We start from the raw sequence: 12,380 nt of genomic DNA, 5'->3' as shown, positions 1-12,380 counted from the left end.
GGAACGATCAACCCGGTCGGCAACCTGCCTCGCATCGACTGGTCAGCGAACGTCGCCAACGGCGAGCATCCGATCGTGCTGGCCCAGAACGAGGGCATCGTCATCAACTCGGCCATTGCGATTCCGACCACCGGCACTTTCGTGCTTGGCATCGAGTGCGCGTGGGCCGAGGTCGAGTCGTACATGGACGCGATGGGCAACCCCGTCTGATCGGAGCCTGAGTCATGGCAGATCGCTGGTGGATCGGTGGTGCAAACGACGGCGACTGGGGCAACACCAACAACTGGGCCGCGACCCGCTATGGAGCGGGCGCGGCTGGCGTGCCAGCGACCGGCGACAGTGTGTTCATCTGGGACACCGACCAGGCGATCACGCAGAATCTCAATCAGGCCGGCGTCGATCTTGCCTTGCTGGACATCAGGTTCGGCGGGGTCATCGGGACCAACTCTACTTCGCTCACTATTGCGGTCAGCAACGGCAGTGCTCCCGTCCTCAACTACGCGGGGACTGGTGCGTTCTGCAACATCACCGCAGGCACAAATGGGATCGACCTGATCCACGTCATCCGCACGGCTGGTCCATTCAGGCTGGCCGGAGGCACGACGGCAGAGGTGCGATGCGGCGCGGTCGGGCGGATTGAGGTAGCCGCCGCCGCCGTGATCTCCCTCGACTTCCAGACCGCGGGCATGGATGCAGAGATTGACGACAACGCCACGGCCATGAACCTGCTCGTCATCGGGGGTGGCAAGACGCGATCCTTCCGGTCCGCTGCTGGGGCCTATATCAACTCTGGTGCAGTCCTGACGATTGAGCGAGACGCCGCGTTCTCGGGCTCGGCCTATGTGATGGGCGGCGGGCGACTCGAATGGAAGAGTAGCGGCAATCTGACCTACATCATCTCCCTTCCAGGCAGCGTTGCCACCACCGCCGGGAATCAGAACCTCTTCACTGTGTCTGCTGCTTACAAGTACGAAGGCAGCAACCAGTTTGACAACGAACCTGGGGTGACGTTCACGACTGGCCCTATTCCGTACGGAGCCACGCGGTAAATGGCAACCCGGTACTGGTCACCCTCCGCAGACGGCAACTTCCAGACAGCCGCCAACTGGCTGGACAGTTCTGGTGCGCCGTCGGGCGGGGCTCCGGCCAACTCCGACACGCTCATCTTCAATCAGGGCTCGGCCAGCGTCAATGCCGGGCTCACTAACTCACTGACGGGGCTCACGATCGTCGGGCTCCCCCAGTTCACCGGGGACATCGGCACGCTCGGGGCCGCACTCGTCACCACGTCAATCGCGGATATCCAGTGGGCCTCCTCTGGCCGGTGGGCGAAGTTCTCGGCCACCGTCACCAAGTTCGACGCCACCGTCCAGCACGGGCAAGAGTTCCACATGGCCGGGGGTGTCTGGGGGAACAACACCTCGACAACCCCGCTCAAGTCGGGTGGACCCGGGTGGATCATCATGGACGGGTCGGCCACGTTCGCGTCCGGCACCACGATCTTCAACGCAGGCTCCCGCTGGGTGGTCGCCAACGGCACCGCCTCCAACGTCCCCGTCATCGAGAACGAGCAAGGAACGTTCACCAGCAAGCGGACGATCGGTGCGGTCTACAACTCGCCCGGGGCGATCTTCCGGCTTGAAGAGGCCGCGTCGTCCGGGGTCATCCGCAACTGGGGCCGATACGTCCACTGGACCAGCGATACCGCCGTCGTCGTCCACGCCAAGGCACGCTCCGAGATCAGCGTCCGGGGGACCAAGGCCGTCACCCCGACCATCGCCACCGTGTTCGAGTACGCGGGCTCGACCATTCAGGACAACGAGGGCGGGGCGAGGCTCACGATCACGACCCGGATCGCGGTCGGCGACATCACCGCCCCGACTCAGGCGATGGTGGCCGGATAGTGCTGCGTCCACTCCGAAAAGACGGGAAGCCGCTCAAGAGGAACGGGCGACCCGTGCGGGAGGGGTGCCTGTCCGCGTGTTGCGGCGCACCCCCACCTTCGCCGACCTATCTCCAGTACGTCCCTTGCCAAGCGGCCAATCCCGATCCGTGTGCGGGTCCGCCTCCCGAGACGGAAATCTTCACCACGCCCGGGATGGTCTGCTCCAATACCGGCCTCACGCTCGGGCAGACCTACACCCAGACCGGCTTCTGGCCCGTCATCGTCTGGGGCGGGTACTGCTGGGTGATGAACGCGGTCATCCTCCCGATCAACATGCCGCCAAACGCGGTCAGCCCGATCGGTCCAGTTCCGTGCGCCCGATGCGATGATCCAGCCTGGTGCCCTCCGGGTCCGAGGTACGTCTTTCTCCAGCCATGCCCTGGACAGACAGGGGTCATCAGCCAGCCGCCGCTTGCGTACTGCCTTGCCGACGTGCTGGCCTATCGCGGTGCCCCATGGAACATCCGCTGCCCAGCGACCGGCGTCAACAACAAGTGCTTCTGGTTCGACTGGGGCAACGCACGTCCCAACAAGCCAGCCAACTACACCCTGACCACCGTGGCCGCGACTGGAATCTTCGACGGCTGCTGCCAGTGCCTCCCCGAGCCATGCACGCGAGCCGAGGTGTACCCGCCCAACTCGATCCCGTGTCCCGGCGTGACGGAAACGACAAACGGGACGGCCTGCTGCGCCAACGGCTTGCTTGGACGCGCCAGTGTGACGTGGCAGTACGACGCCTATTCAACTAACGACCTCTTCCGCGATGTGTGGAGTGGGTATTCAAACCGCAACGGCCCAAACGTGGCGGGCGAGTGGCGAAAGCGATTCTACCTCAACGGCACGCTTATCACCGACGAAACGTTCATGTTCTCGTTCGTGCTCGGCATCGGCACGCCGTTCAACCCTGACAACATCATTCCCAACGAGGCCCTTCCGGGCGGGCCGCTTCCCGCGTGCGGCCAAGGCTGCTCGGGATCGTGGTCCAGCTCGTGCCGGTCCTTTGTCTACAACGTCGAGTGCATCAGCCAACCGCGCCCAGGCCCGCGATCCGTCCGCACCGTCAACTACCAGTGTGCCCCCAACCCGGGATATTGTGCCGAGGGGTGCTCGGACTCGACTCCATCGACCCTTCCGCCGTTCGGACCAGCTGGCGGCGAACCGACACTTCTCCCTGACCTGACCGCCCTTCTGGACGCCTTCCCATGACATGCGGATGTTCACAAGGCGGACTCTGCATCGTGCGAGGCCAGATCGCCAGCCGAGCCTCGGTCGATCGGGAGATCACCAGTCGAGCACTGGCGAGCCTCAAGATCAGGCGTGGAACTCCGCACCTGATCGACGGCATCAAGGTCCGGTGGCTCGGGATTGTCTGGCGTGGCGTCCCCGAGCCCTTGCGGTGGTTCATCGAGAAGGACCGGATGCTCCCGATGGAACTGCCGGGGTGTGGATGTATCGACCGGATCAAGACTTGGGTCGAACGGCTTGCGTTGTAGACGGATAGACTACATTGACTTCTGAAAGGGCTCACCAATGGCCGAACGCCGAGACACGTATCTTCGACCCAGCCCCGCGTCCACCGCCGTGCAGCGGCTCGGACTCATCGGGTCTCTTGGTCGCTCGGCCATGACCGTCGCAGAGATGGGAGTGGGCAGCATTGCCGCCCCTGTGATTGCTGGCGCGGCCAGAGGCTTGGCGGGCGGGCCTGGGCAGATACTCCCCAAGCCGAACCTGTCTCCAATCCCGAGGCGGCCCCAGCCGACGCGGACCACCGGCCCGGTTCGGGAGCAGCAATACGCCACGTCCCCGTATCAGGACCAGATCGCCCGCGCCACAACGCCAGCCCAGGCCGCCCCGGTCCAGTCCCAGCGGATCGCCGAGGCCGACCTGATCGCCACCCGCAACGAGTCCCAGGCCGCCTTGCGCGACCTTCGGCTCGACCACCGGGCCGCCTACATGGGCGGGGACCGGGATGGTGCCCGACGAATCGCCCAGCAGATCGAGGCTGTCCGCAGGCAAGGGGCCGTCGCCGATCGGATTCTCAGGGACCGCAGGCGCGTGAACCAGACGCCGGAAGAGATTGCCGCGTCCCAGGCGTCACTCCAGCAGCAGTACCAGCAACTCCGCGAAGGCCGACTTCTCCGGGCTCGCGCCGGTGAGGATCAGGCCCGCGAGCGGGTCGATCAGATCACCCGGTCTGGTGGAACACTCGGAGGCCCGGACCTTGACGACGCACGGTCCACCTTGCAGGCCGCCATGTCCGAACGCCAGACCGCCGAGGCGTCGCCGCAGGCCCTCGACCTTGCCATCCCCACCCCGGAAGAGATCGCGGCCCGCGAGTCGGGCAGGCGGGCTCGCATGGACGCCGGGGAGTCCGAGATCGCGGGCGTGCTCGCACGACGGGCCGAGACGGGCTCGACCCTTCCTCTGGAAGTCCAGAGCGACCGGGCCACCGCCGAGGCCATCAGGCAGGCACGCAACCAGCGGGCAGTCTCCGAGGCGGGTGGATCGCCCGAGCAGCGGATGACCGACCTTGCCGTGGAGCGGGCAGGGCTGGAGAACGACGTGCTTCGCGGGCAGGTACAGGACGCGGAGTCCGACCGCGAACTCCGCCAGATCACGCGAGGGCTTGAGAGGACGGCGGCCATCGACACGGCCACCTTGCAGGCCCGACCAGAGATCGCGGCACTGGCCGACCAGTTCTCCAATCTCATCCAGGGCGTGTCGGGCCGAAGCCAGTACGTCGATTCCAACCAGGTCGATGGGCTCAGGGCCGTCATGTCCCAGATCGTGGCACTCCCCGAGCAGGAACGCCGCGTCGCCGCGCGACGGGTGGTGCAAACGCTGGTCACGGCGGGCAAGGCCGACTGGCTGGCCCCTCGCTCCCGAGCCCAGAACACAGACATGATCGACCGGACATGGGGGCTCCTTGCCAACCTTGTGTCCGACGGGTCGGTGTCCGAAAGAGGCGAGACCACCCAGTCGGTCATCAACATGGTTATTTCCGAGATCAACCGCCTCTCCAACGCGAGGTAACGCATGTCGCCGACGTTCACCCCGCTTGAGCCGGGCGCGGTCGATCAGATCATCCAGGCGACCCGGGCGGCCACACCGCAGTCCGTCACGAACATGCGGCAGACGCCCCGTCTCACCATTTCGGAACTCAACGACCTCAACTCAGACGCCATCGTCGCCAGGCTCCGAAACACCCACGACGACAACCGATCGACCGTGACCAAGGTGCTCGACATGATCGACCTCCCCCGCAACGTTGTGGGCCGGTTGGTCTGGGGGGCCGTCGCGCCCGGGGCACTTGCCGAAGCAAGGCAGAGGGGCGAGATCGGGGCCGCCGGGCTCCCGAGGGTCACGGGTGCCGACGCACTCCGAGCCTTGGGCGTCAAGAACCAGGTCATCCGTGGCGTCGTGGGCTTCGGGCTCGACGTGGCGATGGACCCCCTGACCTACGTCGGTCCCGCCGGGTGGGGGCTCAAGGTCTCCGGTGCCACGGGCAGGACGATCAACGTCGGGGCACGCGGGGCCAAGGCACTCCGGCGCGGGATCGCCCAGGCCGCCGAGGGCGCGACGGTCCACAACGATGAGGTCCGCAGGCTTGTCGAGGCCGCCGGGTTCACCGCCGACAAGATCGCCGAACTCAGGACCACGCTCAAAGACCCCCGCAAGGTCGCAGGGGAAATCCGGGCCGGGGTTCTCGGGGTCCAGCCGTCCCAAGGCGTGCTCGGACGGGCTGGGGCCGCCACGGGCAAAGTCTTGGGATTCGACCCGACCTTCAAGGGCGAGGCGTCAATCCTTGGGAAGTACCTGGATGACGGGCGGTGGATTTCCATCGACCCGACGCTCGACGCCGTGCAGCGGTCGCAGGCCGAGGCCGCCCGAGCGTTCTACAAGCGGTACGGCAAGGGTGCCTCCGGATCGCTCACCGAGGTCGGGATCAGGCTCGGGCGGGGTGGGTCCCAGGTCTTGCACGTCCCATTCACCGAGATCGGCCTGTCGGTCCCGGCGTTCACACGCGAGGAAGGGCCGCAGAAGCCCTCCAGCAGATCGCCGCCACCAAGCCCCTCTCTGTGACCCCCGAAGTCTCCGAGGCCGCCAGGAGCGTCCGCACGGGTATCACGGAGGCCAATAGCCTCTCGACCGAGTTTCAGGAACTCTCCAGCCGACTTGAAGAGGCCACCGACCCGGCACAGGTCGATGAACTCAAGGCCGCCCTCTCGGACATCGAGACCCGCCACACCGAGACGATGGACTCGATCCGGCAGGTCATCGCCAACATCCCCGAGGACTCGATCAAGACCATCGAGGACCGGGCCGAACTGCTCTATCAGGCCAAACTCTTCGAGATCGAGCGGGAACGCGAGAGGGCCATGCGCGGAGCGGCCATCGCCGCCAAGCCAGAGAACCTTGAACTGGCCAAGACATACCGGCAGGAACTCGCAGAGCGACTGGCCGCTATTGAGAATCGAGTCTCAGAAGGGAATCTCTCCGACCTTCCCGGCATGGCGCAGGTGCCTGTGGTCAAGGCCCAGTGGGAGAACGAGATCAACACGACCCCGGGACTTGAGGGCATCCTTGAGACCGCAGTCGGGGCATCAAAGATCGACCAGCGGCACTGGGGCAATATGTTCAACATGGCGAGCGAGTCGGCCCGCCAGATCAACCAGCCGAACATCGCGCTCAAGGCGTTCGCCCTCAGCCAGCGGCAGACCCGGTACAACGAGTTCCGGGCCGCCGTCGGGCTCGGGCTGGACGAGGGGAAGTTCGACGAGTCAGTGGGCCGACTGGTCGGGTTCCCCGCGTCGGACGCCAAGGTCGGGGACTCGTTCCACCTGTACGACTGGACTGGCGAAGTCACGGCGGTTGGCAAGGCTCCAACGCCGACCGGCGGCGTGCCCATGATGGTCACGAAGCGGATGGAGGCGGACCTTCGGGCGGCGGGGTACTCGCAAGAGGCCATCGACAAGATGGCCCCGCAGCAGGCGTGGGACGCCCTGAGCGATGGCGGCGGCGACACCGTGACCGTCCATTTCAACAATCGCTACCGGAACAACAAGGAGCCCGTCGAGTTCACCGTCCCCAAGGACGCCATCCTCCCCGGCGTGGAAGGCACCCACTCCCGCGCGTCCCTGCAAGGCGAGGTCCGCAAGGCCCTTGACCTTGGCGGGTCGGTCCCCGAGGCCCTGATGGAGCGGGTCCGCCAGCACGCCCGCAACGTCGAGATCGCCAAGGCCGATGAAGCCATGCAGGTCTGGCTCCGGCTCAGCGACGAGGCGTTCAAGTCAAAGACCGACACCCTCCCCAAGATGCTGGAGGCCGAGGCCAACGCCATCGGGCGGCTCGCGTCGCTCCTGAGTGCCCCAGTCTCCGAGGTGGCATCCGCCCGGGGCAACGTCTCCAAGGGACTGATCGACCTTGGGCGGTTCCTCATGCGGACGGACGACGCCACGATCGCCGTCACGCCCTTCGGCGGCATGGCCCGAGCCCTCGACGACCACAAGAAGATGCCGTGGGCGTCCGAGTGGGCTCATACCGTGGACCGCACCACCCGCCGGGACTTCGGATACAGGACCGGCGTCGCCCACGAGAACGTCCGCAAGGTCAAGCGGGCCATCCTCGACGACTCCCACATCCAGAACATGCGCCGGGCCGGGACCCACATGACCACGGACCTGCGGGCGGCCATGAAAGCCCACAACGTCCCGGACACCATGATGGGTGAAGTCTCCACCGGGCTCATGGCGCGGGCCATCGTCCAGAAGCAGGACGCCAAAGCCTACTTCCCGGTGTCGCTCAAGAAGGTCGATGGGAAGTACGTCGAGGTTCCACACCCGGCGGTGACGGAATCACAGGAACTTCTTGCCAAGACCGGCCCCGAGTTCATCGCCGCACTCGACCGGATCGCGGCGGACCACATCCGCGTGTTCGACGACATGGGGCAGGAAGCCCTCAGCATCGAACTGATCGAGCGGACCAAGGCCGGAAACATTCCAAACAGGGCCAGCCAGAGGGCTCGCAGCCGAATCCAGCGGTCGCACCGATCCAAGGACCTTGAGGGGTCCAGCAGGACCGAGGGGTTCACCGCCGAGCGGACCTCGACCCAGTACCGATTCCGCGACGAGAAGGGGGACATCCGCCGGTTCTTCGACTACGAACTGCGGAACCTCGACTACTCGCTTGCCCAGATCGAGACGATGACCCCCGTCCGCAAGGCGTCGGTCCTCGAAGTCCGGGACACCATCGACCAGTGGCGGAAGATGCAGAAGCGGCTCGGGATCACCGAGCCCGAAGCCCAACTCCGGTTCGGGCGCGACACCGACCCGATGGAGTTCAACGAACTGATCGAGGGTGGAGCCCTGTCGTCAATCATGGACGGGCCGTTTGACCGGGCGTTCGTGACCGATGCGGTCATGGCGTTCTCGGCCCGGTACGCCGACCAGCACCGAGCCGTGGCCCTCCATGAGTTCCACGACCAGATGCGGAAGTTCAGCGTCGATGCCCGGACCATGAGCCTGCGCGAGATCAGCGACGGCGGCTCCATGACCCTCGACAGCGGCCAGCGGGTCAAGATCATCTCGGGCAAGAACCGATCCGGGCAGGATGTCCACCTTGCCGAGATCAACGGGCGGCGATACCGGGCACTCGACAAGGGCATCATCGACGCCAGCCACATCGACTTCCTCAACAAAGGTGCCGACCCGGAGCTGACCACGAGGCTCTACCCCGAAGAGATCGCCGATGCCGTCGAGGGCATCCACATGATCTTCGCGTCCAAGAAGGAGACGGCGGCCCTCATGCAGTTCGTCGAGGAGGCCACCCGGGTCTGGAAAACCACGGCCCTCATGCACCCCTCATGGACGATCGTCAACCTCTTCGGCTCGCTGGCCCTTCTCACGCAGGCCGGGGCCGACATCCCGCAGGTCATCAAGAACTTCCCGGCGGCCCTCAAGACCGTGTTTGGCGGCAAGGCCGAGTTTGACATCGGGGGCAAGGCGTTCTCCAGCGACGACATGACCCGGCTGATCCACGAGAACTACGTCACCGCCGGGTATCTCCGGGGCACGGACCCGACCGAAACGATGGTCGGCGGGGATCGGCTTCTCGCATCCGAGGGCCAGTTCCCCAACGGGGTCGTCCAGTCGGCCCTCCACTACAAGCAGGCATTCCAGAAGTTCAAGGATCGGTTCAAGGAGATTTCGCAGGCCGAGATCGACGCGATGGCGGACCAGCGGATTGCACGCGAGATCGTCGAGACCCGGGTCGGCGGGTCCGCGTTCAAGGCCAAGGTCTTGACCCAGACCGCGATCGGCCCGGCGGTCAAGGCGTGGTTCCAGACCAACCAAAGGCTTGAGGACGCGATCCGGCTCTCGGCAATGGCCGCATGGATGGGCAAGGGCCTCGACCCGGCAGCCGCCGCCAACAAGGTCCGGCGGAGCCTCTTCGACTTCGCGGACTTCACCCAGACCGAGAACAACATCCGGCGGACGCTCCTGCCCTTCTACTGCGTGCCAGACGACGCCGAAGCCCTTACTCGTGGCGGATGGAAGCATCACGACGAACTCAAGCCGGGCGACGAGATGCTTACCTACAGCGTCGAGAAGGACGAACTGGAGTGGAAACCTTGCCTTGACGTGGCTCGGTTCCAGCATGACCAGTCACTCTTGAGCATCAATACCGCTCGCGGCGTGACGATCCGCTGCACGGACGAACACCGCTGGGCCACGAAGCAATCCGTCCGCAAGGTGAAGGGGAAAACCTACGGCGGCGACCGCCGCATGAAGGAGGCTCGCAACCTCAACACCCTCGACAACATCATCGTGGCCGCCGAGTACAGGGGCACCGAATCCACACTGACGCCCGACGATGCCAGGCTCTATGGTTGGCTGTTGACCGACGGCTACTGGCGGATGCGCGGCAATCACATAGAGGCGGTGATCTACCAGCATCCGAAGAAGTTTTTGGCCGAAGTGACGCGGGTAGCAGGAGGAAAGCCCAGGCCGCCGCATCCCCAGACCGGTGTGGTGTGCGTGCCCGTGCTCAAGGCCCGCGTGGAGCGACTTCGCCACCTGCTTGTTCTCGGAAAAGCGGGCTGCACGACTGTACCGCTTGGCCTTTCGCGTGACGCGGCTGAGGCCATGTTCGAGGCCATGTACCAAGCCGAGGGGTCGCATGGCACCACAAAGAACTCAGGCCGACACTTCGCCCAATACCACAAGCCGACGCTTGAGTGCTTCCGCCTCCTGTGCGTCCTGCTCGGGAAGCGGACTTCGGCCACCGGGGCTCGTGGTTGCTACGTCTCCGATCGGCGCACGCTGCGCCTTGCCGAGCAGAGCATCGAACGCGAGCACTACACCGGCATCGTCTGGTGCCCAAAGACCGAGAACGGTACATGGGTCATGCGGCAAGGCGACACGATCACGATCACCGGCAATACCTGGATGAAGAATAACCTCGCGTTCCAAGCCCGCCAGTTGATCCACGCCCCGGCCCAGGTCGCCGCCACCCCCAAGATCGTCGAGGCCCTTGAGGAAGTGATGGCCGGAGAGAACCAAGTCCCGATCCACCTTCGACCACGCTGGATGGCCGACCAGATCGCCGTGCAGATGGCGGGCAACCCCGAGTCCCGGTGGTCCCTTGGCATCGCCGACGTGCTCCCCTCCGCCGACATCGCCGCCAACTGGCTCCCGGCCTTGGTTGGTGGGGTCGGTGGAGCCCAGCACGTCGCCAACCGGGTCGTCTCGGGGTTCAACCCGGTCATCAAGGCCCCGGTCGAGTTCGCCGCCGGGACCGAGTTCTTCTCGGGCCGCACGATTGCACCCGACTCGACCCAAGGCGACCTGTCCGCCGTCGAGTTCGCCGCCAGCCAGATCAGGCCCTTGCGCGAGTTCGGCGTCTTGTCCAACCGTCAAGGCCCGATCCCCCGCGCCGCCGAGCAGGGAGCCGGGGCACTGGCCGCCAGAACCCTCATCGGTGGTCGGTCTCAGGACTTCTCGGAGGGCCGGATCAGGTCGGCCAAACTCCGCGAGTACCAGGACCGGGAACGCCTCCTTCGCATCGCCATCAACCGGGCGATCGGAGAGGACATGGACCCGATTCCCTCTCAGGCCAAACTCGCCCACCTCTACTCGGGCATGATCCGCGACGGGTTCGGCGAGGAAGTCCCACGCTGGTTCCACGACTGGCTTGACGTCCACGGGGGCTGATCCGGTAGAATCGGGCATGGACCTAGGGTTTGAAATGGCGTTCTGTGGCGCAGGCATCATCGCCGTCGTCGCGGTTCTGGTTTTTGCCTTCTACGGGTTCGCGGCCATTTGGTCGGCGATCGATACGAAGAAGTCGGACTCACGAGAATCAAAACCTCCAAGAAAATATTGACGCCAACAGGTGACAACGGTTGTCACCTGCCAAAGCGCTAAGTCGTGCCAGATCAACGACTTAGAGCGTCAGCAGGTGCAAACGGTTTGCACCTGAACGCCGATCCGCGACAACCCTTGGGTGGACTCTGCATTGTGGACGACTAGTATTCATTGCTTGTCCCGACGGCTTACCGAGTCCCCCATGAACGTCTCAAACCACCACCACGCCGCCCCGTTGCCTATGGGGACTCAGGGAGCCACAGGGACAAGCCCTCGGGGTGCGGTGGTGTTTTTGGAATCCTCCAGCGACCAGTCCCGCGGGTTTGTTGACGCTGAGTCGCTGGACCAGCCCGGCGTGTGCCGGGTTGATGCGTGGGGCCAAGGTACCAGCCACATGGAAAAGGGAGACGGGCTCCATGCCCTCTCCCGAGTTGGGTTCAAATCCCAGCCCACGCTTTCGTCCGTGCGCATGGCGTTCCATCTCCACGTCCAGAGCGAATCCAAGGCTCCGTCACCGTCTGGCGTCCAGATCCCGCCAGCGGACTTGGGCCGGGAGCGGACCTTCATCGCCCCATGCGCGGACTTCCGTGCGTGGGGTTTTATGTTTCACCATCCCCAAAGGTCGTCTGCATGGAGGATGGGATCAGAACAGCGGCCCCGGTTGGCCCATGCGGCCACACGGCAGACCCGCAGCAGGCGGCGCTTCAGCCCTGAGCGTGACTTGGGCATCGGATGAGACCCTTGCTAACGAGGGTCGCTAGGTCGCAGGCGGCACCCGGGGCTCAAGCCCGGACTCAGCCGCTCCCGTCAGCCCAACAGACCGGGCGAACTCCGGAAGCGACCAAGACGTGGGGACTCAGCCTACCCCGCGCCGACAAGGCCAAAGCCAGTCGCACTCCAGCCGACCGTCAGTGACCACGCCCGAGTGGGAAATGGTGAAAGGTCGGCCAGCCTCTCGTGACGGGGCTGTCGCGTTTTTGCCTTCGGACGGCTCGACTGCCGAAGGCAGCATGCGTTCTGGTGAACGACTGGGATTCAGGTTCTTCCCTTCCGATCCAAAGACCAAAGGC

General features: G+C 65.1%; 8 protein-coding genes. All 8 read left to right on the top strand.

The features are described from left to right. On the top strand, positions 1–210 hold a 210-nt coding region (locus IPK85_04210), incomplete at its 5' end, for a hypothetical protein (GenBank protein MBK8246591.1). A gap of 14 nt (positions 211–224) precedes the next feature. Further along, positions 225–1,049, top strand: coding sequence for a hypothetical protein (locus IPK85_04205; GenBank protein ID MBK8246590.1), 825 nt, complete (start codon positions 225–227; stop codon positions 1,047–1,049). Next, the gene (locus IPK85_04200) at positions 1,050–1,904 is read left to right on the top strand and encodes a hypothetical protein (GenBank protein ID MBK8246589.1); all 855 of its coding nucleotides are present in this window, start codon (positions 1,050–1,052) and stop codon (positions 1,902–1,904) included. A 194-nt stretch (positions 1,905–2,098) separates the two neighbouring features. Then, the gene (locus IPK85_04195) at positions 2,099–3,151 is read left to right on the top strand and encodes a hypothetical protein (protein MBK8246588.1); all 1,053 of its coding nucleotides are present in this window, start codon (positions 2,099–2,101) and stop codon (positions 3,149–3,151) included. 32 nt (positions 3,152–3,183) lie between these two features. After that, positions 3,184–3,438 (top strand): hypothetical protein, encoded by a 255-nt coding sequence (locus tag IPK85_04190; GenBank protein ID MBK8246587.1) that lies wholly within the window; start codon positions 3,184–3,186, stop codon positions 3,436–3,438. 130 nt (positions 3,439–3,568) lie between these two features. Beyond that, a complete protein-coding gene (locus IPK85_04185; GenBank protein MBK8246586.1) occupies positions 3,569–4,978 on the top strand; it encodes a hypothetical protein in 1,410 nt (469 codons plus the stop codon). Positions 4,979–4,981: 3 nt separating this feature from the next. Beyond that, a complete protein-coding gene (locus IPK85_04180) occupies positions 4,982–6,028 on the top strand; it encodes a hypothetical protein (GenBank protein MBK8246585.1) in 1,047 nt (348 codons plus the stop codon). Then, positions 6,025–11,157: a hypothetical protein gene (locus IPK85_04175; GenBank protein MBK8246584.1), complete on the top strand. Its 5,133-nt coding sequence runs from the start codon at positions 6,025–6,027 to the stop codon at positions 11,155–11,157. Before IPK85_04180 ends, IPK85_04175 begins: the two co-directional genes overlap by 4 nt. Positions 11,158–12,380: the final 1,223 nt, after the last annotated feature.

The sequence above is a fragment of the Gemmatimonadota bacterium genome (genome assembly GCA_016712265.1).
In the GTDB taxonomy this organism is placed as follows: domain Bacteria; phylum Gemmatimonadota; class Gemmatimonadetes; order Gemmatimonadales; family Gemmatimonadaceae; genus RBC101.
This window is presented reverse-complemented; position numbering and strand designations above follow the sequence as displayed.